A 26,571-nucleotide genomic window follows, 5' to 3' on the forward strand; every position below is an offset into this window, starting at 1 on the left:
CGCGTCAATGCCGTTCCTATGACGAAAGAAAACCCGCCGAACGGCCTGGTCCCAAGCCAACCCCGCGGCGGTACGCTGGACGCAGGGACTTCTTGAGGGGACATGCCATGACTGACCAGCCAAAACAAGGCAAAGACGAGACCCCGGAGGGCTATCAGCCAACGCTGCGCCTCCCGGACCAGCAGCCGGACGGTGCGCCGCAGCAGGCCGGGCCGGGTGGCCAGGACCAAGGCCAATCGGCGACGCAGCAGTTCTCGCAGCCCGAGCCCCTGCTGCAACCTGAGTCCCAGCAGCAGCCTGAGTCCGCGCAGCAGCACTGGCAGGAGCAGCCCTACGGGGGCCAGCCGCAACCCGGCCAGCCGCAGCCGGGCCAGCAATCCGGGCAGCCGGGCCAGCCGCAACCCGGCCAGCAAGCCGGCCAGCCGCAGCCGGGCCAAGCGGCGCCGGACCAGGGCCCGTACTCCAGCCCGTACCCGCCGATCTACGGGGAGTCCGGCCGGACGCCATATGCCGCGGGATCGGCAGGCTACGGACAGCCGGCCTCGCCGTATGGCCAGCCGTCGCCGTACGCCCAGCCATCGCCGTACGCCCAGCCGGGCAGCCCCAACGCCTACGGCCAGCCCGCGTACTACGGCGTGCCGGCGGCGCCCAAGAGCTTGAGCATCGCCAGCATGTGCTGCGGCATCGCCGCCCTGGTGGGCTTCGGATTCTTCCTGCTGCCGCAACTGGCCGCCGTCATCCTGGGACACCTGGCCCTGCGGCGCGAGCCGGCCGGCCGGGGCATGGCGATCGCCGGCCTTGTAATGGGATACGTGGGCATCGCCGTCACTGTTCTGGTGCTGGTCATCTTTGGACTGGTCGTCGGCACGGCGCGCAACAGCGGATACGGCGCCTAAGGCGCCCCCGCGGCCGAAACCTGCCCTTTGGTTGGCGCCGCCGGCCTGAAGCAGGCCCGCGGCGGCAGCCTGCGGCGGCAGTCGTGGATGCGAGGGCTCAGCGCAGCAGTGCGGCCACCAGCGGTTCGGCATTGGCCTTAAGCCACGCGCGCCGGCGGTTGATGAGGCCGCCCACGCCGTCCTGCCACATCCGCGCCCAGCCGCCGCCCAAGGAGGCCGCGTTGTGCCGCATCCGCTCGTAGCTCAGCGCGGCGGCGTCGATCCCGGCGCCGGGCACCCGGCGTCGTTCATTCTCCGTCCAGCCGTAGGCGTCGGCGAAGATGCGCAGCCGGCGGAACGGGTCCTGGCCTTCCCAACCCGGCCACGCGTCTGACGGGTCGCGGAGCGGAACCCAGTGCATGGCGGTGTTGAGCGAATCGTGGAGTGCCGTGGCGGGCCCTGCGAGGTCGAAATCCACCAGTCCCGCGGCCTGGCCGCCCCGGACCACCACGTTCTGGGGTGTGATGTCCAGATGGCAGATGAGCGCGGCGGCGTCGGAGGGGTTCGGCCGGACCGGCCGCGGCGGGAACGTGTGGGCCCGCGGCGCAAAGCCCTCCGACGCCGTGTGCAGGCGCCGCACCAGGCGGCCCACGGAGGCCAACAGGTGCTCGGACTGCACCCACGTTTCCGGCTGCGCCCCGGCGCACTTTCCCGGCACGAACGTCAGGACGTCCCGGCTCTGTGTGTCGCGGCCAAGGAAGCGCGGGGAGCCCTCAAAGCCGGCGTCCTCCAGCCAGTCGAGGTACTCGGCCACGGCGAGGGATTGCGGTTGGTGCGGGCGGCGGATGGTTCCGCCAACCCGCACCACACCGTCGGTCACGTCGCCCGCCGGCATGATTTCGACGTCGGACGCCTCGCCGGGGGCGGGAGTGTAGACGCGCGAAGCAACCGGGACGCGATGTGCGGGGTTCATCGGGTCAGCGTACGCCGCCCATGAGCTTCTTGATCGCCGGCGAGGCGATCGCCAGGCCCACGGCGAGCAGCATCGCGGTTCCACCGATGCCGATGAAGTACGGCAGTTCGTCCTGCGGGTTGTACAGGCCCGACAGGATGCCGGCCAGTGTGGTGCCCAGGGAAACGGAGAGGAAGAACAGGGCCACCATCTGGGTGTGGAAGGCCTTCGGCGCCAGCTTGGTGGTGACGGACAGGCCGATGGGGGAGAGGAACAGCTCTGCGAGAGTGAACAGAAGCAGGATTCCAACCAGAGCCAAAAGAGGCGTCTTGCCGCCGCCGGCCAGCGGGATGAAGGCCAGGAAAGCAAGGCCCATGACGAAGAGGCCAATCGAGAACTTCAGCGCCGAACCGGGCTGCTTCCGGCCGAGCCTGGTCCACAGGGCGGCCATGATGCCGGCAAAGATGATGATGAACACCGGGTTGATGGACTGGACCCAGGCGGCAGGCATTTCCCAGCCGAAGAGGTTCCGGTCCAGCTTCTCTTCCGAGTAGACGGCAATGAAGGTGAACTGCTGCTGGAAAAGCGCCCAGAACGCGGCGGAAGCGATGTACAGCGGAATAAACGCCGTCACCCGGCCGCGCTCGATGGCGGTGACCTTCTTGCTGCTGAAGATCAGGGCGAAGTACAGCACCGACGCGCCGATTGCGGCGTAGGCCATGGTCATGGCAAGGTTCCCGGCGTTCACGGTGCCGGTCACGAGCAGCGCAGCAACGATCACGGCGATGCCGGCGAAGACCAGGCCGTAGCGGGTGCGCTGGGTAGCGGGAAGGGGATTCGGGACCCGCTGTGCTGCTTCGGGCAGCTTCTTGCGGCCCAGCGAGTAGATGACAAGGCCAATGGCCATGCCGACCGCGGCGGCACCGAAGCCCCAGTGGAAGCCCTGGCTTTCCTGCAGCCAGCCGGTGACCAGCGGGCCGATCAGCGCGCCGGCGTTGATGCCCATGTAGAAGATGGAGAATCCTGCGTCGCGGCGTTCGTCCTTCTCGCCGTACAGGCTGCCGACGAGGGCGGTGGCGTTGGCCTTCAGCCCGCCGGAGCCCACGCCCACCAGCACCAGTCCGGCGAGCAGGCCGGGTATGCCGGGAACGAGTGCCAGCCCGATGTGGCCGGCCATGATCAGGATGGCCGCACCGAACAGCACCTTCTCAGAGCCGAAGATCCGGTCTGCAAGCCACGCGCCGAGGATCGTGGAGAGGTAGACGCCGCCACCGTAGGCGCCGACGAGGCCGGCGGCCAGTGCCTGAGGGATCTCAAGGCCACCCTGGGCGGCGGTGAAGTACATGTAGTAGAGGAGGATCCCCTGCATTCCGTAGAAGGAGAAGCGCTCCCACATCTCTACGGAGAAAAGGCTGGCCAGCATCTTTGGGTGGCCGAAAAACGACGTGTCGCCCGGCGTCTTAACGGGGGGACTGAACGAGGGATCGCCCGGCGTTGTAGCGGGGGGATTGGATAAATGAGTTGTGCTCATTTACTTAATGGTGACATTGTGACGCGCGATTGTCACATTCGAGCAGGCCGGAGGCAAGCAACCCGGATAGTGTTTTGCCTCTCTTTCGACGGATTTCCCGGGGCCGGCCGGGCCGTGGGGGCCGCCCCGGCGGCCGTGTCCTAGGCGGCGTCCTACACCGGCTCCTAGGCGGGCTCGCCGCCGTCGAACATGATGACCTGCCGGATGGCACGGCCGTCGGCCAACTGGTCCATGGCCTGGTTGATGTCCGCCAGGGCGATGCGGTCCGAAATCAGCTCCTCGACCGGCAGTTTCCCCTCCCGCCACAGCTGGGCGTATTGGGGGATGTCCCGTGACGGGACGGCGGAGCCCAGGTAGCTGCCCACGATTGTCCTGGCTTCGGCGGTGACGGTCAGCGGTGCCAGCTGGGCCCGGGCTTCGGGGGAGGGCAGCCCGGCCGTGACGGTGGTACCGCCGGGGGAGGTGGCGGCGAACGCGGTTTCAAAGGCGCGGGGGTTTCCGGCGCACTCGATCACGTACCTGGCTTTGACGGCCTCCTCGAGGACCTGCTGCGGCGTGTACGTTTCGTGGGCGCCCAGGCGGCGGGCGTGATCGAGTTTCTCCTCCAGCGTGTCCACTGCGATGATCCGCGAGATGCCCTGGGAGATGGCCGTGATGAGCGCCGCCATGCCCACCCCTCCGAGGCCGACGATCATGATGCTGTCCTGCGGGCGGGGCCGGGCCGCGTTCAGCACGGCGCCGCCGCCGGTCAGCACGGCGCAGCCCAGGACCGCGGCTATGTCCGCCGGGATGTCGTCGTCCACCGGCACGGCGGACGCGCGGTCCACCACGGCATGGGTGGCGAAACCCGAGACGCCCAGGTGGTGGTGGACGGGCAGGCTGTTGCGGCTCAGGTGCCGGGATCCGTGCAGCAGGGTTCCGTCGTTGTTGCTTTGCGACCCGGCTGTGCAGGGCAGCCGGCCGTCCTCGGCGCAGTTCGCGCAGCTCTCGCATCGAGGCAGGAAGGACATGACCACGCGCTGCCCGGGCCGCAGGTCAGCGACGGCGGATCCGACCGTCACGATGCGGCCCGCGGCCTCGTGGCCCAGGAGCATGGGGACCGGCCGGACCCGGTTGCCGTCGACAACGCTCAGGTCCGAGTGGCAGATCCCGGCCGCCTCCATCCGGACGAGGATCTCGGTTGGCCCGGGAGCCGCCAGCTCCAGCTCGGAGATGCTGATGGGCCTGGATTCCGCGAAGGGGCGCGGGCGTCCGATTTCCTCAAGTACTGCACCGGTGATCTTCATCGATCCTCTTTCGCGGCCTGGGTCGGGTTTGTGTGAACGATAGCCGCAGGCCGCAGCCAGCGTCCATTTGGGCGTCCATTTGGGCATCCCGACGGCGGCCTGACGGCTGCCGAGTGGGGGAGGGCGGCAGTCGCCTTGGCAGCCCCTTTGGCCGCATGCCGCAGGCAAGAAAACCTCAAGGTGGCTCGGCGACAGTGTGAACTATGGCTGGTTGGGGAATGCGTTATCGTCCCCCGAACCCGGCACTGCCGGCTGTGGGGGTAATGCCTTCCTCAACAACGGCCTGCGTGCGGCGGCCGTCCCGCCGGCGTTGGGCCCCGGACCCTGCCAGACGGTCCCCGACTTCGGCCCGGGGCCTGTGGCTTCACGGCTTCCTGATCGGCCTGACGGTTTTTGCCCTGATGGTTCCGGGCATTGTGCCGGCGCAGGCCGCCAAGGCCATCACAACCCTTCACGTCTTTGTCGCGGCCGGGCAGTCCAACATGTCCGGGCGGGGCCTGCCCCTCAAGGGAACGGACGACGTGGCGGACCCGCGCATCTTCCAGTACGGAGCGAAAACCCCCACGTTCCGGCCTGCTTCGGTACCCCTGGACATGCACGACACTCCCAACGGCCTTTCGCCCGCCACGACGATGGCCCGGGAGTATCTGAAGACCCAGCCCGCCGACGTCGGAGTCCTCATCATCCCGGCGGCGCACGGCGACACCGCCTTCGGCGGCGGGACGGCGGCTTTGACGTGGTCCGTGGGCGCGGCCTCCGCCCCGGAGTACGACCTGGCGGCGCTCGCCGTCAAGCAGACGTTGAGCGGTATCGCGGCGGCCAAAGCGGCCGGTTACGCCGTGGTTCTCAAGGGGATCCTCTGGCACCAGGGCGAGAGCAGCTCCGGCACAAGCACAGCGAGCTACAGCGCGAAGCTGGACCAGCTCATTGCCTACTTCCGCGACCAGCTGTCCGCGCCCAAGCTGCCCTTCGTGGTGGGACGCATGTCGCCGGAAGGCATCGCGGCCACTCCGGGCCGGCCCAATGTGGACAAGAGCCACTACGAAACCCCAGGCCGCGTCGCCTATACCGGTTTCGCGCCCTCCCTCGCCTGCGCCCTGAACCCGGGCGACTCAACCCACTTCTCCCGGGCCGGCGTCGAATACCTGGGCAAGTCATACCTTGCCGCGTACCGGCGGGCGATCGCGAACACCCAAGCTTCCGGCGCTGCCACGCCTGAATCCGCCGCGCCGAACTGCGCGGGCCGGGCCATTGCCATGGACCCGACGCGGTTCCTGGACACCAGGATTTGGCCGGGCCGGGTGGCCGCGGGCAAGTCAGTGTCGTTCCGGGTAGCCGGCGTCAGGGGCGTGCCGGCCGACGCGTCCGCCGTCGTGGTGAACCTGACGGTGATCTCGCCGACGTCGTACGGCGTCATCACCGCCCACGCCTCCGGGACCAACAAGCCGGGGACTTCGAATCTGAACTATGTAGCCGGGCAGACCGTTTCCAACCTCGCCATGGTGCCCCTTGGCACGGACGGCCGGCTGACCCTCACCAACACGTCGTCCGGGTCCGCGCAGCTGACCGCCGAAGTGTCCGCGTATTTCCATGAAGGCACACCGTCCGAACCCGGGACGTTCAGTTCCGTGGCACCCGCCAGGCTGCTGGACACGCGGCTGTCCTCCGGACCGGTCTCCGGCGGAAAATCGGTGACCTTCACGGCCGGCGGCAAGCTGGGGATCCCGACGAACGCCTCGGCGGTGGTCCTGAACCTCACGGCGACCCAGACGAAGAGCTTTGGTTTCCTGACCGCTTACCCCGCGGGGTCCGTGAAGCCGGCGGCTTCCAGCCTGAACTACACGGCGGGACAGACGGTGCCCAACCTCGTGGTGGTGCCCGTCGGGACTGACGGGAAGGTGACGGTGGCGAACACTTCGGCCGGCACGGCGGAGGTCATCGCAGACGTCGCGGGGTATTTCCTGCCGGGCAAACCGGCCCAGGCCGGCGCCCTCCGCGCCCTGAGCCCCACACGGTTCCTGGACACACGGTTGTCCAGAGGCCCGGTGGCGGCGGGAGGATCGCTGACGTTCCACGTGCGCGGCGTCAAGGGAATCCCGACCACCGTGGCCGCCGTGGTGGTCAACCTGACCACCACCGAGTCCAAGTCCAGCGGGTTCCTCACGGCGTTCGGGTCGGGGCCGTCCACCCCGAACGCGTCCAACCTGTTCTACGTGCGCGGACAGACGGTCGCCAACCTCGCTGTGGTCCCGGTGGGGCCGGACGGCAACGTCAAGATTACGAATACCTCGAGCGGATCGGTCCAGATCATCGCCGACGTCGCGGGCTACTTCCGCGGGTAGGCCCCGGTCACCGCGGGACGGGGAGCGGTGGGCGGCCTCAGAGGGCGGCGCTACTCCCTTGGCCCGCTCCCACGGGACATGCCCATTCTTGGAGCCCGTGCGTGGACATGATGGCATTATGTCCAGTCCTCGCGGCCAGGCGTGGGCATGTCCGCGGTGAGCGCTGGACATGTCCCCTGCGCTGCGTGGGGAGTGAGCATGTCCGCAACGGTGGGTGCCGGACATGCCCCGTGCTCGGTCCGGGGCGTGGAAACGTGCCATGTTCGGTGTGAGTGGAGGGCATGTCCCCTGAAGAGCGCCGCAGAGCCCGGCCTGTGCAGGGCTACGCGTTCCAGGTCCGGGCGTCCCGACGCGCGCAGTCTGTCCTGCCTGCGGCCGAAATGGACCCACGGCCGGGGCAGGATCGAAGGCTAGAACCCCAGCTGGGCGGCCACCTGCACCAGCAGCCCCTCGGAGCCCATCGGCCCGATCAGCTGGATGCCCATCGGCAGGCCTGAACCCGGGGCGCCCCCGGTCCAGTGCACCGGAATACTGATGGCAGGCAGCCCGCAGACGTTCACCATGGAGGACCACGGCGCGTATTCGCATTGCTTCCGGTAGTCGCCGTCGGCGTCGCCAGCCCATTCCGCAGCCGGCCAGTAGTCCCCGCCGTGCGTCGCGGCGGTGAACCAGCCCACCGGGCGGGGCGTCTGTGCCAGGGCCGGGGTGAGGATGAGGTCCCACTGGGTGTACTGGGCGATCGTGTCGCGCTGGAACTGCCGGAGGAACCCGACGGATTCGTTGAGTTTCGCCGGACTCCGCTGCTGCGCCCGGCGCCGGAACGTCCTGGTGAGCGGGGTCAGGAGCGCCTCGCGGTGGGGCGGGATTCGCGCGCTGCCGATCCCGGCAGTCCAGGCCGTGGTGAAAGCGGCCGCGTAGCGGTTGTCATAGCGAATCGCGGCCTCCGAGGTCTCGTGGCCCGCCGCCTCCAGCCGCGCGACGCCGTCGGACAGGGCGTTGAGCGCCTCAGGATCCGAAGTGAAGGGGAAAGCCGTCTGCCACGGGCTGTCCAGGCTGATTCCGATCCGCAGCCGGCGCGGCTCCCTGGCGGTCAGGTCGAGGTAACTGGCGCCTTGCGGGCCTGCCGGGGCCGGAACCGGCGCCGCGCCAGGCACCATGGCATCCAAGAGCAGCGCGGCATCGGCGGCCGACCGCGCGAGCGGCCCGGCAACCACGAGCTGGGCCGGATCGCCGGAGCTTTCCCCGGCCGGCACGAGCCCTCGCCCGGGTTTCAGCCCGACCAGTCCGCACGCCGCAGCAGGAATCCGCACGGAGCCGCCGCCGTCGGACCCGGGGGCGAACGGCAGCAGCCCCGCCGCCACGGCGGCAGCGCTGCCGCCTGAGGATCCGCCCGAACTGCGGCTGAGCGCATGCGGATTGCGCGACGGCGGGGCGATCCGGTTCTCGCTGTACGCAGTCAGGCCGAACTCCGGAACCTGCGTCTTGCCCAGCGATACCACCCCCGCGGCCTTGAGCGCGGCGGCAAGGGCTCCGTCGGCCAGCGCCGGCTTGCGCTCCAGCGCGGCGCTTCCATGCGTGGTGGCAACCCCCGCCACATCCGTCAGGTCCTTGAAGGCGACCGGCATCCCATGCAGCGGTGCCAGGGCTTCGCCGGTCCGGCCCCGAAGGGCACGGACATGGTCCGCTGCCGCGGCATCCTTCTGCGCCTGGTCCGCCGTGACGGTGATGAAGGCCCCCAGGTGCGGGTTCCGGGCTTCGATGCGGGCCAGGAAATGATCGGTGGCCTCCCTGGCCGAGAGCTCCCCGGCACGAAGCGCATCGCGGAGCTGGACGGCGGAGAGCTCGTGGATTTCAGCCAAGGAAGCGGGACTCCAGCCGTTCGCGGGGCCGTGCGGGTTCCTTGCCCGGGGGACATGCCCATTTTTGGGACCTGCGGGAGGACACCTTGGCATCATGTCCAGCGCCCGCAGCGAGGCGAGGGCATGTCCCGGGGCGGGGGCCGCGGACGGGCCGCTCCGCGGGGTGTTCGGCAGCCATGAGTCTCCTTTGCGGTCCCCAGAAGCGTAACGTGCCGCCAGCGGGGGCGCGCGGCCAGCGGCGGGGGATACGCTGGGATCGGAGCTTGAATTCTGCGGAAAGGCTGAACATGAGCGATTTCCAGAGCGTAAGCGTGTCTGGCATCCCCGATGGTGCCAAGATCGTGGACGTCCGCGAGGACTATGAATGGGCCGCGGGACACGCCGAGGGCGCCCTGCACATTCCCATGGACCAGCTGCCGGCCCGGATCGAGGAGCTTGATCCGGACGAGGACGTCTATGTCATTTGCCGCACCGGCGGCCGCTCCTACCGGGCCACCCAGTGGCTGGTCGGAATGGGGTATTCCGCCGTGAATGTGGCCGGCGGCATGGACCAGTGGGTCGAGACCGGCATGCCGCTGGTCTCCGACAACGGCCTCAAACCGGTCGTCCTGTAACTGAAGAAGGAAGAACTGATGCCCGCACGTGCCCTCACCTACACATTCCTCGGACCCGAGGGCACCTTCACCGAGGCGGCCCTGATGCAAGTCCCGGACGCGGCGGACGCCATCCGCATCCCGTCATCGAATGTGAACACGGCGCTGGACAAGGTGCGGGACGGCTCGGCCGATGCGGCCATGGTGCCGATTGAAAACTCCGTCGAAGGCGGCGTGACGGCCACCTTGGACGCCATCGCCACCGGCCAGGAACTCAGGATCCTCCGGGAGGCCCTGGTGCCCATCAGCTTCGTCCTTGTGGCCAGGCCGGGCGTGGCGATCGGGGACATCCGGCGCGTCTCCACCCACGGCCACGCCTGGGCCCAGTGCAGGCTCTGGGTCGAGGCTAATATTCCCCACGCGGAATACATTCCGGGGTCGTCCACCGCCGCGGCCGCCATGGGCCTGCTGGACGGCGACGGCGCGCACTACGACGCCGCGATCTGCGCCCCGATCGTGGCCGACGAGCAGCCGGGGCTGGCCGTGCTGGCTGAAAATATCGGCGATAACCCCGGCGCGGTGACCCGGTTCGTGCTTGTGGGCCGCCCGGGGCAACTGCCGGACCGCACCGGCGCGGACAAGACCACCGTGGTGGTGCCGCTGCCCGAGGACCGGCCGGGTGCCTTGATGGAGATCCTGGACCAGTTCGCCACCCGCGGCGTGAACCTGAGCCGGATCGAATCCCGGCCGACCGGGCAGTATCTGGGCCACTACTTCTTCAGCATCGATGCCGACGGCCATGTGGCTGACGCCCGGGTGGCCGACGCGCTTGCCGGCCTCCACCGGATCAGCCCGGCCACGCGCTTCCTCGGGTCCTACCAGCGTGCCGACGGCACCCGGACCAGCGTTGCGCCGCATACCTCGGACCAGGCATTCCGCTCCGCGCATGCGTGGGTGAAAGACATACTGGGTGGAGCATCTGCCGAGGCGGAATATACACCGGGGGCTTCGCCCAGAGCGTAGGCAAATGCCATCCGGCGCCCTTCCACCCCCTCCCAACTGTGCGTATGCTTGCCTGATCCATATTGGGGAAGTCCCCTAACGGAGGGAGCGGGTCATGTCAGGCACCAGCACAGACAACGACGGCCAGGGAATGATCGTCAATCCCAAGCCGACAGCTGACAACCAGGACTGGGACGGCGACGACGCCGACCGCGCGGACCGCCTGCGCTTCGAAGAAGAACAGGCGATGATCCGGGAGCAGTCCGAAGCCCGGGCCGCCAAGGCTGCCGCGGAAGCGAAGAAGGCCGAAGAGGCAAAGAAGGCCGCCAGCGCCTAGTTGCCGCTCCGGCCTGCGTCGGCCTAGTCGACTTCGGTGCCGTCCTTGACCCGGACCAGTAGGGATCCCGGGGCCACCTGGACGGTGACCTTCGTGGCCTCACCGGAAGGATCGCCGTCGACCTGGGTGGGCATAGGTTCGGGGCACCGGATGGTGATCTTGCCAGACCGGTAGTACGTCATGACCGGCAGTTCCTTCTTGTGCTTCAGAACAATCTTTGTGTACATGGCCAGCCAGCCGATTGCACTGCGCGGGCTCATCACCACGATGTCGAGCATCCCGTCATCGATCATCGCCTGCGGGATGAAGTCGATTCCCCCCGGGATCAGGCCGCAATTCGCGAACAGGACGCTGCGGATATTCCGGGACTGCTCAGGCTGGTCATCCAGGGCTATGGACACCTTCTTGCGCCGCCCCAGCAGATGCCGGGCGCCGGCTTCGGTGTACGCGAGCCAGCCCACCGCCTTCTTCAGGTCGTCGTTCGTATCATTGACCACTTCGGCGTCCATGCCGATGCCCGCGATCACCAGGAACGTGTGTTGCGCCGATTCTCCGGTGCGTGAATTCTCCAGGGTGAGCCGTGCCGTGTCGATGAACCGCTGGTGCCCGAACAAGGCGGCCTGCACGTTGCCGGGGAGGTCGCCCACCTCCAGATGCACATTGCGGGCCAGGAGGTTGCCCGTGCCCAGCGGGATCAGGCCCATGGCGGTGTCCGTCCCGGCGAGGACCTCGGCCACCACGCGCACGGTACCGTCGCCGCCGCAGGCCAGGACGACGTCGGCTCCGTAGTCCACCGCCGCCCGCGCCTGCGAGAAGCCGGGGTCCTCAGCGGTGGTTTCAAAGATGCGGGGCGGCTGCCAGCCTGCCTTGGCGCACGCGGCTTCAATCAGGCCCCGGGCCTCGGCCGACCTGGCCTTGATGGGATTCAGGACCACGGCAACCCTCTGATGGCCCAGGCCCGGGCTGTGGGTTTCCTCCCACACGGCCCGGCGGGTGTGCTTGGCCTTCAACCGGCGCACTCCCCACCAGCTGGAGACGGCAATCGCCAGGACCCCAGCGATGACGAGGTATAGCAGCCAGTCGCGCATTGTGATCCAACAGTATCCCGCCAGCGCCCCCGCTTCAGGTTGCCCGGGAACGGTGACCGGATTGGATACTCTTGTCTGGTGATCGACGTAAAAGACCTCAGCGAAAATCCGGACAAGTTCCGTGCCAGCCAGCGCGCCCGCGGCGCCGACGAATCCGCGGTGGACGCGATCATCACTGCGGACTCGGCCAGGCGCGCGGCGCTGATCCGGTTCGAGAACCTCCGGGCCGAACAGAACCTCTTCGGAAAGAAGGTAGCGCAGGCCAAGGGCGAGGAAAAGCAGGCCCTCCTCGCAGAGGTGAAGGTACTCGCTGCCTCCGTCAAGGCCGCATCTGCCGAGGCGGATCTTGCCCAGAGCGCCCACGAAGAACTGCTCCGGAGCATCCCCAACCTGATCGAGGACGGCGTCCCGGCCGGCGGCGAGGACGACTACATCGTCGTCAAGACGGTGGGCGCACCGCGCGAATTTCCCGACTTCGAGCCCAAGGACCACCTGGAAATCGGTGAGCTGATCGGGGCTATCGATATGGAACGCGGGGCCAAGGTTTCCGGCTCCCGCTTCTACTTCCTGCGCGGCGTCGGCGCCCGCCTGGAAATGGCGCTCCTCCAGATGGCGATGGAACAGGCGATCGACGCCGGGTTCGTCCCCATGATCACGCCCACCCTGGTCCGCCCGGAAACCATGCAGGGCACCGGCTTTGACGTCAAGCACGACGCCGAGATCTACCGTCTCGCCGAAGACGACCTCTACCTTGTGGGCACCTCCGAGGTGCCCCTTGCCGGCTACCACGCCGACGAGATCCTGGACCTTTCGGGCGGTCCGGTCCGCTACGCCGGCCAGAGCTCCTGTTACCGCCGCGAGGCCGGATCGCACGGCAAGGACACCCGCGGCATCATCCGGGTCCACCAGTTCAACAAGGTGGAGATGTTCATCTACACCACGGTTGAGGAGGCGGCCGCCGAGCACGCCCGCCTCTTGGCGTGGGAAGAGGAGATGCTGGCCAAGTGCGAGCTGCCGTACCGGGTCATAGACACCGCGGCCGGGGACCTGGGCAATTCAGCGGCCCGGAAGTTCGACTGCGAGGCCTGGGTCCCCACCCAGGGCGCCTACCGGGAGCTGACCTCCACGTCCAACTGCACCACGTTCCAGGCGCGGCGCCTGAACATCCGCGAACGGGTTTTCAACGAGGACGGTGCGCCCAAGGGCACCCGGGCCGTGGCCACGCTCAACGGCACACTGGCCACCACCCGCTGGATCGTTGCCATCCTGGAGCACCACCAGAACCCCGATGGGTCCGTCAACGTCCCCGCCGCGCTGCAGAAGTACCTCGGCGGCATGACGGTCCTCCCCGTCCTGTAACCGCCCACCAGAACCACCAGCCAGGCCCCCGGTGGCCGCCGGTAAATACTCACACTGTGGACAGGCTGTGGGTGTTTACCGCAAGTTCACACGCTGCTGTGGCGTGTGTCCTAGCGGCCGTCGGGGGTGTCTGCTCTACTTGTGAGATGACAACCATGACTGAATCCTCAGTCGCCGGCAACGATGACCGGCGCACCACACACCAGAACATGACAACCCAGAACACGGCAGCCGAGACCAGGACCGTCCGGGACAAAAGCACCCGGAACGGCGCCGGTGGCAAGCTGCTGATCGCCCTGGACGTCGATGGCACCCTTGTGGACCACGACGGGCACATGTCGGTTCCTGTCCGCGAGGCCGCCCAGGCCGTAGTGGCCGCAGGCCACCACGTAATGATCGCCACCGGCCGCTCCCTCAATGCCACGTTGCCCGTCATCGAGCACATCGGGATCGACACCGGTTACGCCGTGTGCTCCAACGGCGGCGTGATCCTCCGCATCGACTCAGGGCTGCCGGACGGTTACGAAGTCCTCCACAAGACAACGTTTGACCCGGGACCCGTGCTTCGGGCCCTGCGCAAACGGCTGCCCACTGCCAAGTACGCCCTCGAGGACGCAGACGGCAATTTCCTGTCCACGGAGCGCTTCCAGGACGCCAGCTTCGGCGTCGAAGCGGTGGGTGTCGACTTCCACACCATGCTGGAGGCAACCGCCGTTCGCGTGGTGGTCTTCAGCTCGGAGAACACGCCCGAAGAGTTCAACGCCGCGATCCGCCACATCGGTCTGGCCGGCGTGACGTATTCGGTGGGCTGGACGGCGTGGCTGGACATTGCCGCGGCCGGCGTCACGAAGGCCAGCGCGCTGGAGCACCTCCGCGACCGGCTCAGCATCGACACCCAGCGCACTATCGCCGTCGGCGACGGCCGCAACGACATCGAGATGCTGACCTGGGCACGCCGCGGCGTGGCCATGGGCCAGGCCCCCGTGGAAGTGATTGCCGCCGCGGACGAAGTGACGAAGTCGGTCTACGACGACGGCGCCGCGCACGTGCTCCGCAGCCTGCTCTAGCCGCCGGGGACGGACGGGCGGTTCCCGTGAGGGACCGTCCGGCTAGCGGACGTCGAGGATGAGGCTCAGGAGCCGCGCCGCAGCGGGGCGGGCCGCGTGCTCTTCGTTCCACTGGGACCGGGCCACGGCTTTGCTCACGGCCTGCGTGGTGATCCCGAGCTCTTCGGCCACCGCTTTCTGCTGACCGCGCACGCCCGGGGTGAGCAGGTCCAGCACCCGCCATTCCGCCTGGCTCCGGTCGTGCACAATGTGGCCCAGGAGGCGCAGGACGGCCTCGGCCTCTGCCGCGAGATCGGCCAGCGGGCCCTCCACGGCCACGCGGACCCGGTCCTTGCCGTTGCGGAGGCGATCCACGGCGCGCCGGGCGTAGATCAGCCCGTGCCCGGAGGCGTCCTTGATCTGGTTCGGCAGGGGTTCGTTGACCGGTCCCACGCCAATGCCCACGTACCAGGCGCCGCTGCGCAGGGCGATCATGGCCGCCTCCACCGCCTGGTGCGGACAGTCAAGGATGCCTTGGACTTCGTCCTCCACGGAACGGTCGAAGTCGAGGCGCGCCGGAATGTGCCGCAGGTCCTTGAGGAGCTGCGGCACGCGGTCGCCGTCGCGCCGGCTGTCGGTTTGATTGATGGTCAGCGTGAACATTCTGGATGACACACTACCCGGTGGCCCTTGGGGGGCAAGTTGCCGGCGGGCGTCCGCGGGCCGAGGTTGTGCCCCGCCCGCCGGACGTGTTGCGATGGACCAGATGTGCCGAGGCAGCACCAAGCGAAGCGAGGACTACCGTGAGCCGTGACGTGAAGCGAACCACCCGGACCGATATGCGGCCCGGCAGCCGGGACCTGGGCAGCCGGGACCTGGACAGCCCGGTCCTGGACAGAGAGGCACTGGACCACGTGGACCGCTGGTGGCGTGCGGCGAACTACGTCTCAGTGGGGCAAATCTATCTCCGCTCCAACCCGTTGCTGCGCGAGCCCCTCCGCGCTGAACACACCAAATCCCGGCTCCTGGGCCACTGGGGAACCACGCCCGGACTGAATTTTGTCTATGCCCACCTGAACCGGGCGATCCGCCGGGACGGCCAGCAGATGCTATTCATCGCCGGACCCGGCCATGGCGGCCCCGCAGTCGTGGCCAACGCCTGGCTCGAAGGCACCTATTCCGAGATTTACCGCCACGTCGGAGATGATGAGGCCGGCCTGGCAGAGCTGTTCCGGCAGTTCTCCTACCCTGGCGGCATTCCGAGCCACGCCGCCCCGGAGACACCCGGCTCCATCAGCGAGGGCGGTGAGCTCGGCTATTCCCTCGCGCACGCCTACGGGTCCGTCTTTGATAACCCGGAGCTGATCACCGCCGTCGTCATCGGTGACGGCGAGGCCGAGACCGGCCCATTGGCCGCGAGTTGGCATTCGCACAACTTCGTGGACCCGGCGGCCGACGGCGCGGTGCTGCCCATCCTGCACCTGAACGGCTACAAGATCGCGAACCCCACGATTCTGGCCCGGATGCCCGAGGCCCAGCTGGAACAGCTGCTGCGTGGCTACGGCCATGTGCCGCATTTCGTCACGGTGGCCGATCCGGCGGACACAGCCGCGGCCCACCGGGATTTCGCGGCCGCGCTGGACGCCTGCCTGGCCGAAATCCGGACCATCCAGCAGCAGCACCGCGGCGGCGATACCGCACAGGACGGCACCGCACAGGACGGCACCGCTCAGGAAGGCGGCACGCAGGGCGCCCCGCGGTGGCCGATGATCGTGCTGCGTTCACCCAAGGGCTGGACCGGCCCGAAGAAGGTGGACGGGGAGCAGGTGGAGGGCACCTGGCGCAGCCACCAGGTCCCGCTCGGCGAGGTCCGCACCAACCCGGACCACCTGAACCAGCTGCAGCAGTGGCTCGAGTCCTACCGGCCGGAGGAACTCTTCGACCGCCAAGGCCGCCTGTTGCCGGAGACGGCGGGAAACGCCCCAGCCGGTCACCTGCGGATGAGTGCCACTCCCCATGCCAACGGCGGGCTCCTACTGCGTCCGCTGACGCTGCCGGACTACCGCCGGCACGCCGTCGACGTCGGCGAACCCGGCGTCGAACGGATCAGCCCCATGATCACGCTGGGCGCCTGGATGCGGGACGTTATTGCCGCCAACCCGGACACGTTCAGGCTCTTCGGCCCGGATGAGACGGCATCGAACCGGCTGCAGGACGTCTACGAGGCAACCGACAAGGTCTGGCAGTACCGGATTGATCCGCTGGATGAGCACATTGCCCGCGCCGGCCGGGTGATGGAGGTCCTCAGCGAACACCTCTGCCAGGGCTGGCTGGAGGGGTACCTGCTGACCGGCCGGCACGGGGTGTTCAACTGCTATGAGGCGTTCATCCACATTGTCGATTCGATGTTCAACCAGCACGCCAAATGGCTCAAGGTGCACCGGCAACTGGCCTGGCGCCAGCCCGTGGCCTCCCTGAACTACCTGTTGTCCTCCCACGTGTGGCAGCAGGACCACAACGGCTTTTCGCACCAGGACCCGGGCTTCATCGACCACGCCGTGAACAAGAAGGCCGAGATCATCCGGGTCTACCTGCCGCCGGACGCCAACACCCTGCTGGCCGTGATGGAGCATTGCCTGGAGTCCCGCGACTACGTCAACATCGTGGTCAGCGGCAAACAGCCTTCGCCAACCTGGCTGGCTCCGGCGGAGGCATCGCACCACTGCCGCCGGGGCCTGGGCATCTGGGAGTTCGCGGGCTCCGAGGTCAACGGCGAGGAGCCCGACGTCGTCCTTGCCTGCGCCGGAGATGTCCCCACGGTGGAAACCGTTGCCGCCGCGGAACTCCTGAAGCAGGGCGCACCCGGCCTGCGGGTGCGGGTGGTCAACGTGGTGGACCTCATGCGGCTCCAGGACGCCAGCGAGCATCCGCACGGGCTCACGTCCCGGGACTTTGATGGAATCTTCACGGCAGACAAGCCGGTGATCTTCGCCTACCACGGCTATCCCGCGCTGATCCACCGGCTGACGCACCGCCGCACCAACCAGGAGGGCCTGCATGTGCGCGGCTACAAGGAGGAAGGCACCACCACCACGCCGTTCGACATGGCCATGCTCAACGGGATCGACCGCTTCCAGCTGGCAATCGACGCGATCGACCGCGTCCCCGGGCTGGCTGAGAAGCACTCGTTGCTGCGCCAGTCCCTGCAGGACAGCCGCATGCGCGCCCGGGACCATACCCGGGAGTACGGCGAGGACCCGGCGGAGATCAGGGACTGGCCGCTGCGGGGCAAGTAACCGCGGCCATGGCTAGCCGGCGAGCTCCTCCAGCCCGCACCGGGGCAGGTGGATCCAACCCTCGCTCAGCGCAGCCCGGGCGTGCCGGCCATCGGGGCGCAACGTCCAGCCCAGGGCGACCGCCCGCGCGGTCAGCGAAGCGATGAGGGCGTCGAACATGTCGTCGGAGGCGGCCAGCTGGCCCTGGTGTCCGGCCAAATCCAGCCACGGTGCGGCGGCGGACAGCGTGCCCAGGGCCGCTCCCAGCCGCTCCGATTCAGCTGCGCCGCGCCCCTTGTAGCCGCGGGTACTAAGACCCCACAGTTTCAGCGACGCCGCCGGGTAGACCTCGGCGAGCCGGCCGCTGCCGTCCCTGGCCTGCGGCCCGTACTCCCGGGCGATCTTCGCTTGGATGACGGCGCACCGCATGGCCGGGTGGGCCAGCCGGTCAGCGGAGACGCTGAGGGGGATCAGGCCGGTCTGGCCGGTGACGAAACGGTCCGTGTCCCGGTAGGCCAGCAGCCGGCGGCCCTCGATCCCGTCATGGTCCAGCACGGGATGGGCCTCGAAGTTCAAGTGCCCGGCGATGAAAGGAAGAAACGCGTCCGGCCAGCCCACGGGGCAGTCGACGCCGGTCATGCCGCTGGAGCCGAACAGGTCCACGATTTCCTGGTCTTCCACGCCGAGCGCCAGGTGCTCCAGCCGGGCCGACCCGCCGGCCCACTCCAGGACCGCCACTGCCGTCTTGGCGGCCGCGGCGGCAAGATCGACGCCGAGCGTCCTCATCGGAATCCGCGGATCAACGGCAGTTTCGGCGTTCATGAGCCCACGATTACACAGATCCCGGACGCTTCACCGGTTAAACGACGACGACGGGTGCGGGTTCTTCCGAAACCCGCACCCGCCGTCGAAGCACCTTCCCGCCGGTGACGGTGGGTGGGTTAGTGTCCTGCCGAGGGCACGTAGCGCTTGATGGACGCTTCCAGCTCGGCCTCGGCGGCGGCGCGGTCGCCCCAGCCCTCGGCCTTGACCCACTTGCCCGGCTCCAGGTCCTTGTAGCGGGTAAAGAAGTGCTCGATTTCCTTGATCAGGAATTCGCTGACATCGCTGATCTCTTTGATGTGGTCGAACCGGGCGTCGGTCGGGACGCAGAGGACCTTGGCGTCGCCGCCGCCGTCGTCGGTCATGTTGAAGACGCCGATCGGGCGGGACTCGACGATCACGCCGGGGTAGAGGTCGAAGTCCTGCAGGAGCACCAGCGCGTCCAGCGGGTCTCCGTCTTCACCCAGGGTGTTCTCGAAGAAACCGTAGTGGGTGGGGTACTGCATCGACGTGAACAGGACGCGGTCCAGGCGGACGCGGCCGGTCTCGTGGTCGACTTCGTACTTGACGCGCGATCCCTTGGGGATCTCGATGGTCACGTCATGCTTCATGGAATGCTCCTCGACGAATTCAGGGGTGCGCGGCACGCGCTAAAGGGCTGTCGGTGCCGCCGACTACTATTGAGGATATAGCGAGAGGCGCTGGTTTCAGGAACTAGTGGGGACATTTCAGGACTAAGGACCAGCAGCAGCATGACACCGACAACCAGCCGCCCGGGCACCGACACGGCGCCGGGCAGGCTTCGCGGGATCCTCGTGCCGCTGCTCCAGACCGTCCTGGTGGTGGCGGTGGCCCTGCCTGCCGGGATCGCCATCGCCCCGGCATTCCTCGGCCCGGACAAGCCTCCGGGCGCCTCTGCATCAACGCCGGCCTGGCAGCAGATCCCCGCCACGCTGAGCGAACCCGGAAGCGATGCGGACGGAATCCGGCCCCTCAGCGACGCCGCGCCCGTCCCTGCCGGCGCCGCCCTCGCGGCGCGGCTCAACGAGACCCTTAAGCCCGACGGCGCCGGCACCTTCACGGGGATCGTCCAGGACGCCGCCACGGGACAAGTACTCTTTGAGCGCTCCGCCGACGAGGCCCGCATTCCGGCGTCGAACATGAAGCTCCTCACAGCCGGCGCGGCCCTGCGCGTCCTGGGCCCGGACCGCCGCTTCAGCACCCGGGTGGTGGCAGGGCCCACGCCAGGCTCGGTGGTCCTGACCGGCGGGGGCGACGTCCTCCTGGGCGCCGGCGAATCCGCCCCCGGGGCCGTTCTGGGCCGCGCGGGGCTCGCCACGCTCGCCGAGGCCACGGTCGATGCCCTCCAGGCCGACGGCGCTACCGGCACCGTGAGCGTCCTGCTGGATGACTCCCTGTTCAGTGGCCCGTCGCTCAACCAGGCGTGGAGCCCCGAGGACGTCGCCGCCGGGGAGATGGCCCCGCTGTTCCCGCTGGCACTGAACTCGGCCAGGTTTGATCCCGCCAAGACCACCGGACCCCGCCCCCAGGACGCCGCCATGACTGCCGCCGAGGCCTTCGCCGCCCGGCTCACGACGGCTGCGGCAGCCGCGGGGCTGTCCGTGGCCCCCGGGGTCGCCCGGATCCAGCCCGGCGACGCTGCGGACAGTGACCCCGGAAAAGGCAGTGACCCCGGGAAAGGCAGCGCGCCTGCCAAGGTCCTGGCCGAGGTCCAGTCCGCCACGGTGGGCCAGCAGGTGGACCTCATGCTGCAGACCTCGGACAACTACCTCGCCGAAGTCCTGGGGCGAATGACAGCCCTCGGCGACGGCCGGGCCGGCAGCGGCGAAGACGCCATTGCCGCCGTGCTGCAGCAGGTCCAGGGCATGGGCATTCCCACGGATGCCCTCCGGGCCGCGGACGTCTCCGGACTGGCCCTGGCCAACCGGGTCTCGGCCCGGCAGCTCACGGATGTTGTCCGGGCCATGACCTCGGGGACTGACACCCGGCTGCGCGCCGCCCTCTCCGGATTCCCGGTCGCCGGGCTCACCGGCACCCTGGGGGGCCGGTACACGGATGAGGCCTCGGCCGCGGGCGCCGGGCTGGTCCGCGCCAAGACGGGCACACTGAATACGGTCATTGCGCTCAGCGGTTCCGTCGTCGACGCCGACGGCCGCCTGCTGGTCTTCTCCTTCGTCGGGAACGGATTGACCCCCGGCGCCGCGAATAAGGCCGCGCTGGACCGCTCAGCCGCCGTCCTCGCCGGCTGCGGCTGCCGCTGACGGGCCGCGGGCCCGCTTGGGGCCGGGCCCGCGCCTGGCCACACCCGGCCCGCGCACGCCCGCGAACGAGCGGGGTCCCGCCGGTTCGCCGCTCAGCGAAAATTAAGGCGGATTGTCCGGCCCCTGTGATCTGATGGATCCCATGGAGTCCTCTGCACGCGAGACATCACACGATCCGTCAACAGAAAAAACGGTCCAGGCCCAGGGGCTCATCAACTGGGAGCTTGCCGCGGCAACGGCGGCCCGCCTGACGCCCGCCGGCCCCGTCCTGGGCGCCGCCGAGATCGGCGCCGCGGTCGAAAACCTGCGGCTCATGGCGGACCTTTCGGTGCCGCACGTGCATGACATCACCGGCCTTGACGCCGCCCGGGACCTGCGCGACTCCGAGGTCCTCGTGGTGGACAGGGCCTCATGGGCCAAGGCCAATACCCAGAGCTTCGCCGTAATGCTCAAGCCAGCCATGGAAAAGCTGCTGGAGGGCCGCGGGGCCCTGAGCCCCGGCGCCACCAGCGTCAGCGCTGCCATCACCGGCAGCCAGCTCGGCGCCATCCTGGCCTTCCTTTCCAGCAAAGTCCTGGGCCAATACGATCCCTTCTCCGCGCTGGCCGAAAACTCCACCGCACCCGCCTCCGGCCGCCTGCTGCTCGTCGCGCCGAACATCATCGCCGTGGAACGGGAACTGAAGGTCGATCCCGAGGACTTCCGGCTCTGGGTCTGCCTCCACGAACAGACCCACCGGGTGCAGTTCGCCGCCGCCCCCTGGCTGCGGCACCACATGCTGCAGGAGATCGAAAACCTCAGCGGGCTGCTGCTGGGCAACGTCGATTCCCTGATGGAACGGGCCTCCGCGGCGGCGAAGTCGCTGAAGGACCGGGCGGCGCCAGGCGCCGCGCCGGGACGGGGCGCAATCCTGGACCTGCTCCAGAACCCGGAGGAAAAGGCGGCCCTGTCCCGCCTCACCGCCCTCATGAGCCTGCTCGAGGGCCACGCCAATGTGGTCATGGACGCCGTGGACGCCAGCATCGTCCCCTCCGTGAAGACCATCCGGCAGCGGTTCAACGCCCGCGGCCAGGACCGCGGCATGATCGAGAAATTCATCCGCAACCTGCTCGGCCTCGACGCCAAGATGCGCCAGTACAGTGACGGCGCCAAGTTCGTCCGCGAAGCGGTGGACGCCGCCGGCATGTCAGGCTTCAACAAAGTCTGGGAGTCCGCCGGCCACCTCCCCAGCGAAGCCGAGATCCACGACTCGAAGCTCTGGCTCGACCGGATGGGCCTCTAGCCGCCATGACCACCCGCAACGGTGTTGGTTCGACGTCGCTTTCCAGCGGACGACGCCGGCCCGGCCGCCTCGCACCGGTGGTCGGCACGGCCCGGAAAATGCTGCAGGACATCCTTGCCGCGGCCGGCTACCCGGAACGCGTCCTGGTCGCCTGCAGCGGCGGCCCGGACTCGCTGGCCCTCGCCGCCGTCGCCGCCTATTTCGCCCGCCGCGGCCATGTGGACGGCCACCCCGTATCCGTTGGTGCCGTCGTCGTGGACCATCAGCTGCAGCCTGGCTCGGCCGGGGTCGCCGCACTCACCGCCCGGGCCCTCGAAGACCTCGGACTCTCGCCCGTGCAGATCAGGACTGTCGATGTCGCCTCCACCGGCATCGGCCCCGAGGCTGCCGCCCGGGACGCCCGCCACGCGGCCCTGGAGGCCGCCGCCGACGAGGCCGGTGCGGAAGCGATCCTGCTCGGCCACACGCTCGATGACCAGGCAGAGCAGGTGCTCCTTGGCCTTGCGCGCGGCTCGGGCACCCGGTCCCTGGCCGGGATGCGGCCCTCCCGGGGGCGGCTGCTGCGCCCGTTCCTGGGCCTGCGGCGGGCGGACACCCTGGAGATCTGCCGCGTCGAGGGGCTGGAACCCTGGCACGACCCGTCCAACACGGATCCCGCGTTCGCGCGCTCCCGGACGAGGGTTGAAGTGCTGCCCCTGCTGGAGGACAAACTCGGCCCCGGCGTCGCCGAATCCCTGGCCCGCACGGCCGCGATCCTGCAGCTCGACGCCGACTATCTGGAGGACGTGGCGAACGGCACCTTCGAGACGCTGCGGGAGCAGACCGGTGAGGAGCTCAGTCTTCCGGAGGCCGCGCTGCGGGACCTGGCCCCGGCCGTGAGGTTCCGGGTGATCGCCAAGGCAGCCGCCGCCGTCGGAGGTCAACAGCCCAGCTACCAGCGCCTGCTCGCCGCCGAAGCGCTGCTGCGCCGGCAGGGATCGGCCGGCCCGGTGGAGCTCCCCGGCGGGGTCAGCGTCTACCGGCTCTCGCTCGCGCAGCTCCTTGCTGCGGGGCCGTCCGCCGCCGCCGGTGTTCCCCGCGAAGCCGCCCGCTGTGGGAAGCTTGTATTCCGGCCTCAACGGCCGCCCCGAAATTAGTCGCACCCCGCATCTACACAGGAGCCATTGGTGGATTCAACCGACGTCCAGGCAGACCTCAAACACGTTCTCTACACCAAGGAACAGATCCAGCAACGGATCACCGAACTCGCGGCGCAGATCGACAAGGACTACGAGGGCCGCGACCTCCTGATCGTCGGCGTCCTCAAGGGCGCCGTCATGGTCATGGCAGACCTGGCCCGTGCACTGCACAGCCACGTTTCCATGGACTGGATGGCCGTCTCCTCGTACGGCTCCGGCACCCAGTCCTCCGGCGTGGTCCGCATCCTGAAGGACCTCGACACCGACCTCATGGGCAAGGACGTCCTGATCGTCGAGGACATCATCGACTCCGGCCTCACGCTCTCCTGGCTCAAGACGAACCTGGAATCCCGCGGCACCGCTTCAGTGGAAATCTGCACCGCTTTCCGCAAGCCGACGGCCGCCAAGGTCAAGATCGACGTCAAGTATGTCGGCTACGACATCCCCAACGAGTTCGTCGTGGGCTACGGTCTGGACTATGCCGAGAAGTACCGCAACCTGGACTTCGTCGGCACCCTTGCCCCGCACGTCTACGAGTAGATCGTTCACGCAGAGGCACCCGCGCCCGGGACCCGGGCGGCGGAAGGCCTGGCTCCGCTACGCCCACAGGGAACTTTTGCCCTGCACCGTGCGTGAGTTAGTGCGACGGTGTATAGCTAGAACCTGACGCAGCACCACACGCGCGCAGAACGGTCGCCGTGCAGCACTACCAGGAGGGACGGGGCCAGCCCCGAACAGATGAAAGCTAAGAGTTTCTTCAAGGGCCCCGGCATCTGGATTGTCGTCGTGGTGGCCATGCTCCTGCTGGCGTTCGCCACACTGGCGCCGGGCGGCGCGAGCCGGATCGACACCGACAAGGGCCTTGAACTGCTGAACGCCGGCGGCAAAGTTGAACAGGCCAAGATTTTCGACGCCGAGAACCGTGTGGACCTGGTCCTGAAGGACAACCTGCAGGTCGACGGGCAGGACAAGGGCAAGAACGTCCAGTTCTACTTCGTCAACGCCCGCGCCCAGGATGTGGTCAAGGCAGTCACGGACGCCAAACCGTCCGGCGGCTTCACCGACCAGCCCCTGGAAAACAACTGGTTCTCCGGGCTGTTCTCCCTGCTGGTGCCGGTGCTGCTGCTCGGCGTCCTGTTCTGGTTCCTGCTCTCACGGATGCAGGGCGGCGGCTCCAAGGTCATGCAGTTCGGCAAGTCCAAGGCGAAACTCGTCAACAAGGACATGCCCCAGGTGACCTTCAGCGACGTCGCCGGCGCCGATGAGGCCGTCGAGGAACTCGAGGAGATCAAGGAATTCCTGCAGGAGCCGGCCAAGTTCCAGGCCGTCGGCGCCAAGATCCCCAAGGGCGTGCTGCTCTATGGCCCTCCGGGCACCGGCAAGACCCTGCTGGCCCGCGCTGTTGCCGGCGAGGCCGGCGTCCCCTTCTTCTCGATCTCGGGTTCCGACTTCGTCGAAATGTTCGTCGGCGTCGGCGCCTCCCGCGTCCGCGACCTCTTCGAACAGGCAAAGTCCAACGCCCCGGCCATCATCTTCGTCGATGAGATCGACGCCGTCGGCCGGCACCGCGGCGCCGGAATCGGCGGCGGCAACGACGAACGCGAACAGACCCTGAACCAGCTGCTGGTCGAAATGGACGGCTTCGACGTCAAGACCAACGTCATCCTGATCGCCGCCACCAACCGCCCCGACGTCCTGGACCCCGCACTGCTGCGTCCGGGCCGCTTCGACCGGCAGATCTCGGTCGAGGCCCCCGACCTGATCGGCCGCGACCAGATCCTGCAGGTGCACGCCAAGGGCAAGCCGATGGCCAACGGCGTCGACCTCAAGGCTGTTGCCAAGAAGACCCCCGGCTACACCGGCGCGGACCTGGCCAACGTCCTGAACGAGGCGGCACTGCTGACCGCCCGCTCCAACGCGAACCTGATCGATGACCGTGCCCTGGACGAGGCGATCGACCGCGTCATGGCCGGCCCCCAGAAGCGCAGCCGGGTCATGAAGGAACACGAACGCAAGGTCACCGCCTACCACGAGGGCGGCCACGCGCTCGTCGCCGCGGCCCTGCGGAACTCCGCCCCGGTCACCAAGATCACCATCCTGCCCCGCGGCCGTGCCCTGGGCTACACCATGGTGGTCCCGGAAAACGACAAATACTCCGTCACCCGCAACGAGCTGCTCGACCAGATGGCCTACGCCATGGGCGGGCGCGTCGCCGAGGAACTCGTCTTCCACGATCCGTCCACGGGCGCGTCCAATGACATCGAGAAGGCCACCGGGATCGCCCGGAAAATGGTCACCGAGTTCGGCATGAGCGAACGGGTCGGGTCCGTGCGGCTCGGCCAGGGCGGCGGCGAGCCGTTCCTTGGCCGCGACGCCGGCCACGAGCGCAACTACTCGGACCAGATCGCCTACATCGTCGACGAGGAAGTGCGCCGCCTGATCGACGGTGCGCATGACGAGGCCTACGCCATCCTGACCGAGAACCGGGACGTCCTGGACGAACTGGCGCTGGAACTGCTGGAGCGCGAGACGCTGAACCAGGCCGAAATCGCCCACGTCTTCGCGAACATCCGCAAGCGCGACTTCCGCGACGTCTGGCTGTCCAAGGAGACCCGCCCGGTCCAGGACGCCGGCCCGGTGGAGTCGCGCCGCGAGAAGGCGGAACGTGAAGCGCAGGAGGAAGCCACCCATGCCCGGCTCGAAGAGCCCCTGGACGCCCAGCCGCCGCATGCCCAGGGCGTCGGCGGACAGGAGTCCTTCCAGGGCGGTGCAACAGATATCGGGACTGACGGTCATCCCCGCTAGGCTTCTTCTGTGACTTCTAACTTCGACGACGACGTTCCCGCCCCCGCTGCTGCCTCGGCGGGGGACGGGGAATCCCACCATTCACGGAGCAAGGTGGACCGCCCCAGGATCGAGGCCGCCGTGCGGGAAATCCTGCTGGCAATCGGCGAGGACCCGGACCGCGGCGGGCTTGTGGACACCCCGAAGCGGGTGGCCAAGGCCTATGCCGAAATGTTTGCCGGCCTGCACCACGACCCCGCCGAGATCCTGGCCACCACGTTCGACCTCGACCACGAGGAACTCGTGCTGGTCAAGGACATCCCGTTCTACTCCACCTGCGAGCACCACCTGGTGCCGTTCCACGGGGTGGCGCATGTGGGCTACATCCCGTCGCACGACGGCAAGGTCACCGGCTTGAGCAAACTGGCCCGGCTGGTGGATATGTTCGCCAAACGCCCGCAGGTGCAGGAACGCCTGACCACCCAGATCGTCGAGGCCCTCGTCAGCCACCTCAAACCCCGCGGCGCGATCGTCGTCGTCGAATGCGAACACCTGTGCATGTCCATGCGGGGCATCCGCAAGCCCGGCGCCATGACCGTCACCAGCGCAGTGCGCGGGCAACTGCACGACCCGGCCACCCGCGCCGAAGCCATGAGCCTCATACTCGGAAGGTAAGAA

At 68.4% G+C, this 26,571-nt stretch carries 22 protein-coding genes; 14 read left to right on the top strand and 8 right to left on the bottom strand.

The genetic code is table 11. The annotated features are described in order from the left end of the window. The first annotated feature begins 107 nt into the window (after nt 1–107). Entirely contained in the window at nt 108–896 is a 789-nt protein-coding gene (locus ACFVTM_RS01955) for a DUF4190 domain-containing protein (protein ID WP_390201653.1), read from the top strand. A 97-nt stretch (nt 897–993) separates the two neighbouring features. Here ACFVTM_RS01955 and ACFVTM_RS01960 read toward each other — a convergent pair whose 3' ends face one another. The 3 genes from ACFVTM_RS01960 to ACFVTM_RS01970 form a co-directional block, all read right to left on the bottom strand. Continuing rightward, nucleotides 994–1,848, bottom strand: a complete 855-nt coding sequence (locus ACFVTM_RS01960) for a phosphotransferase (protein WP_390201654.1) — start codon at nt 1,846–1,848, stop codon at nt 994–996. 4 nt (nt 1,849–1,852) lie between these two features. Further along, a complete protein-coding gene (locus tag ACFVTM_RS01965) occupies nt 1,853–3,250 on the bottom strand; it encodes a peptide MFS transporter (RefSeq protein ID WP_390201656.1) in 1,398 nt (465 codons plus the stop codon). A 272-nt stretch (nt 3,251–3,522) separates the two neighbouring features. Beyond that, on the bottom strand, nt 3,523–4,644 hold the full coding sequence (locus ACFVTM_RS01970) for an alcohol dehydrogenase catalytic domain-containing protein (RefSeq protein WP_390201657.1): 1,122 nt from the start codon (nt 4,642–4,644) through the stop codon (nt 3,523–3,525). 263 nt (nt 4,645–4,907) lie between these two features. Here ACFVTM_RS01970 and ACFVTM_RS01975 point away from each other — a divergent pair, with 263 nt between their 5' ends. After that, complete coding sequence (locus ACFVTM_RS01975) at nt 4,908–6,986, top strand: sialate O-acetylesterase (RefSeq protein WP_390201658.1); 2,079 nt, start codon at nt 4,908–4,910, stop codon at nt 6,984–6,986. A 410-nt stretch (nt 6,987–7,396) separates the two neighbouring features. Here ACFVTM_RS01975 and ACFVTM_RS01980 read toward each other — a convergent pair whose 3' ends face one another. Beyond that, the gene (locus tag ACFVTM_RS01980; RefSeq protein WP_390201659.1) at nt 7,397–8,845 is read right to left on the bottom strand and encodes an amidase; all 1,449 of its coding nucleotides are present in this window, start codon (nt 8,843–8,845) and stop codon (nt 7,397–7,399) included. A 287-nt stretch (nt 8,846–9,132) separates the two neighbouring features. On the opposite strand from ACFVTM_RS01980, the gene ACFVTM_RS01985 reads away from it, so the two are divergent. The 3 genes from ACFVTM_RS01985 to ACFVTM_RS01995 all read left to right on the top strand — a co-directional run bounded on the left by ACFVTM_RS01985 (nt 9,133) and on the right by ACFVTM_RS01995 (nt 10,777). Then, nucleotides 9,133–9,459: a rhodanese-like domain-containing protein gene (locus tag ACFVTM_RS01985; protein ID WP_390201660.1), complete on the top strand. Its 327-nt coding sequence runs from the start codon at nt 9,133–9,135 to the stop codon at nt 9,457–9,459. Nucleotides 9,460–9,477: 18 nt separating this feature from the next. Then, the gene (gene pheA / locus ACFVTM_RS01990) at nt 9,478–10,461 is read left to right on the top strand and encodes a prephenate dehydratase (protein WP_390201661.1); all 984 of its coding nucleotides are present in this window, start codon (nt 9,478–9,480) and stop codon (nt 10,459–10,461) included. Nucleotides 10,462–10,555: 94 nt separating this feature from the next. After that, entirely contained in the window at nt 10,556–10,777 is a 222-nt protein-coding gene (locus tag ACFVTM_RS01995) for a hypothetical protein (RefSeq protein WP_390201662.1), read from the top strand. Between the two features lie 23 nt (nt 10,778–10,800). Here the strand turns inward: ACFVTM_RS01995 and ACFVTM_RS02000 are convergent, their stop codons facing one another. After that, nucleotides 10,801–11,865 (bottom strand): diacylglycerol/lipid kinase family protein, encoded by a 1,065-nt coding sequence (locus tag ACFVTM_RS02000; RefSeq protein ID WP_390201663.1) that lies wholly within the window; start codon nt 11,863–11,865, stop codon nt 10,801–10,803. A gap of 78 nt (nt 11,866–11,943) precedes the next feature. On the opposite strand from ACFVTM_RS02000, the gene serS reads away from it, so the two are divergent. Beyond that, the gene (gene serS, locus ACFVTM_RS02005) at nt 11,944–13,224 is read left to right on the top strand and encodes a serine--tRNA ligase (protein WP_390201664.1); all 1,281 of its coding nucleotides are present in this window, start codon (nt 11,944–11,946) and stop codon (nt 13,222–13,224) included. Nucleotides 13,225–13,370: 146 nt separating this feature from the next. Beyond that, on the top strand, nt 13,371–14,291 hold the full coding sequence (locus ACFVTM_RS02010; protein ID WP_390201665.1) for an HAD family hydrolase: 921 nt from the start codon (nt 13,371–13,373) through the stop codon (nt 14,289–14,291). 42 nt (nt 14,292–14,333) lie between these two features. On the opposite strand, the gene ACFVTM_RS02015 is transcribed toward ACFVTM_RS02010, so the two are convergent. After that, on the bottom strand, nt 14,334–14,933 hold the full coding sequence (locus tag ACFVTM_RS02015; RefSeq protein ID WP_390201666.1) for a hypothetical protein: 600 nt from the start codon (nt 14,931–14,933) through the stop codon (nt 14,334–14,336). 176 nt (nt 14,934–15,109) lie between these two features. Between ACFVTM_RS02015 and ACFVTM_RS02020 the strand changes: the two genes are divergently transcribed. After that, entirely contained in the window at nt 15,110–17,566 is a 2,457-nt protein-coding gene (locus tag ACFVTM_RS02020; RefSeq protein ID WP_390202091.1) for a phosphoketolase, read from the top strand. 12 nt (nt 17,567–17,578) lie between these two features. Here the strand turns inward: ACFVTM_RS02020 and ACFVTM_RS02025 are convergent, their stop codons facing one another. After that, nucleotides 17,579–18,331, bottom strand: a complete 753-nt coding sequence (locus tag ACFVTM_RS02025) for a DUF429 domain-containing protein (RefSeq protein ID WP_390202092.1) — start codon at nt 18,329–18,331, stop codon at nt 17,579–17,581. Between the two features lie 155 nt (nt 18,332–18,486). Continuing rightward, on the bottom strand, nt 18,487–18,978 hold the full coding sequence (locus tag ACFVTM_RS02030; RefSeq protein WP_390201667.1) for an inorganic diphosphatase: 492 nt from the start codon (nt 18,976–18,978) through the stop codon (nt 18,487–18,489). A 141-nt stretch (nt 18,979–19,119) separates the two neighbouring features. On the opposite strand from ACFVTM_RS02030, the gene dacB reads away from it, so the two are divergent. From dacB to folE, 6 genes are all read left to right on the top strand, one after another. After that, entirely contained in the window at nt 19,120–20,649 is a 1,530-nt protein-coding gene (gene dacB / locus ACFVTM_RS02035) for a D-alanyl-D-alanine carboxypeptidase/D-alanyl-D-alanine-endopeptidase (RefSeq protein WP_390201668.1), read from the top strand. Nucleotides 20,650–20,791: 142 nt separating this feature from the next. Beyond that, nucleotides 20,792–21,931, top strand: a complete 1,140-nt coding sequence (locus ACFVTM_RS02040) for a zinc-dependent metalloprotease (protein ID WP_390201669.1) — start codon at nt 20,792–20,794, stop codon at nt 21,929–21,931. Between the two features lie 98 nt (nt 21,932–22,029). Beyond that, on the top strand, nt 22,030–23,067 hold the full coding sequence (tilS, locus tag ACFVTM_RS02045; RefSeq protein ID WP_390202093.1) for a tRNA lysidine(34) synthetase TilS: 1,038 nt from the start codon (nt 22,030–22,032) through the stop codon (nt 23,065–23,067). A 30-nt stretch (nt 23,068–23,097) separates the two neighbouring features. Next, complete coding sequence (gene hpt, locus ACFVTM_RS02050; RefSeq protein ID WP_390201670.1) at nt 23,098–23,649, top strand: hypoxanthine phosphoribosyltransferase; 552 nt, start codon at nt 23,098–23,100, stop codon at nt 23,647–23,649. 198 nt (nt 23,650–23,847) lie between these two features. Continuing rightward, nucleotides 23,848–25,914: an ATP-dependent zinc metalloprotease FtsH gene (ftsH, locus tag ACFVTM_RS02055; protein WP_390201671.1), complete on the top strand. Its 2,067-nt coding sequence runs from the start codon at nt 23,848–23,850 to the stop codon at nt 25,912–25,914. 9 nt (nt 25,915–25,923) lie between these two features. Beyond that, nucleotides 25,924–26,568: a GTP cyclohydrolase I FolE gene (gene folE / locus ACFVTM_RS02060; protein ID WP_390201672.1), complete on the top strand. Its 645-nt coding sequence runs from the start codon at nt 25,924–25,926 to the stop codon at nt 26,566–26,568. The last annotated feature ends 3 nt before the right edge of the window (nt 26,569–26,571 follow it).

It is taken from the genome of Arthrobacter sp. NPDC058130, assembly GCF_042884475.1.
In the GTDB taxonomy this organism is placed as follows: Bacteria; Actinomycetota; Actinomycetes; order Actinomycetales; family Micrococcaceae; genus Arthrobacter.

What these genes read in the sequence shown, in the direction of transcription:
- ACFVTM_RS01970 (WP_390201657.1), bottom strand. Translation starts at nt 4,644, where the DNA reads ATGAAGATCACCGGTGCAGTACTTGAGGAAATCGGACGCCCGCGCCCC.
- ACFVTM_RS02015 (WP_390201666.1), bottom strand. Translation starts at nt 14,933, where the DNA reads ATGTTCACGCTGACCATCAATCAAACCGACAGCCGGCGCGACGGCGAC.
- ACFVTM_RS01975 (WP_390201658.1), top strand. Translation starts at nt 4,908, where the DNA reads ATGCCTTCCTCAACAACGGCCTGCGTGCGGCGGCCGTCCCGCCGGCGT.
- ACFVTM_RS01995 (WP_390201662.1), top strand. Translation starts at nt 10,556, where the DNA reads ATGTCAGGCACCAGCACAGACAACGACGGCCAGGGAATGATCGTCAAT.
- ACFVTM_RS02025 (WP_390202092.1), bottom strand. Translation starts at nt 18,331, where the DNA reads ATGAGGACGCTCGGCGTCGATCTTGCCGCCGCGGCCGCCAAGACGGCA.
- tilS (WP_390202093.1), top strand. Translation starts at nt 22,030, where the DNA reads ATGCTGCAGGACATCCTTGCCGCGGCCGGCTACCCGGAACGCGTCCTG.
- ACFVTM_RS01955 (WP_390201653.1), top strand. Translation starts at nt 108, where the DNA reads ATGACTGACCAGCCAAAACAAGGCAAAGACGAGACCCCGGAGGGCTAT.
- ACFVTM_RS02000 (WP_390201663.1), bottom strand. Translation starts at nt 11,865, where the DNA reads ATGCGCGACTGGCTGCTATACCTCGTCATCGCTGGGGTCCTGGCGATT.
- ACFVTM_RS01965 (WP_390201656.1), bottom strand. Translation starts at nt 3,250, where the DNA reads ATGCTGGCCAGCCTTTTCTCCGTAGAGATGTGGGAGCGCTTCTCCTTC.
- ACFVTM_RS02020 (WP_390202091.1), top strand. Translation starts at nt 15,110, where the DNA reads ATGCGGCCCGGCAGCCGGGACCTGGGCAGCCGGGACCTGGACAGCCCG.
- ACFVTM_RS01960 (WP_390201654.1), bottom strand. Translation starts at nt 1,848, where the DNA reads ATGAACCCCGCACATCGCGTCCCGGTTGCTTCGCGCGTCTACACTCCC.
- ACFVTM_RS01985 (WP_390201660.1), top strand. Translation starts at nt 9,133, where the DNA reads ATGAGCGATTTCCAGAGCGTAAGCGTGTCTGGCATCCCCGATGGTGCC.
- ftsH (WP_390201671.1), top strand. Translation starts at nt 23,848, where the DNA reads ATGAAAGCTAAGAGTTTCTTCAAGGGCCCCGGCATCTGGATTGTCGTC.
- pheA (WP_390201661.1), top strand. Translation starts at nt 9,478, where the DNA reads ATGCCCGCACGTGCCCTCACCTACACATTCCTCGGACCCGAGGGCACC.
- ACFVTM_RS02010 (WP_390201665.1), top strand. Translation starts at nt 13,371, where the DNA reads ATGACAACCATGACTGAATCCTCAGTCGCCGGCAACGATGACCGGCGC.
- ACFVTM_RS02030 (WP_390201667.1), bottom strand. Translation starts at nt 18,978, where the DNA reads ATGAAGCATGACGTGACCATCGAGATCCCCAAGGGATCGCGCGTCAAG.
- dacB (WP_390201668.1), top strand. Translation starts at nt 19,120, where the DNA reads ATGACACCGACAACCAGCCGCCCGGGCACCGACACGGCGCCGGGCAGG.
- ACFVTM_RS02040 (WP_390201669.1), top strand. Translation starts at nt 20,792, where the DNA reads ATGGAGTCCTCTGCACGCGAGACATCACACGATCCGTCAACAGAAAAA.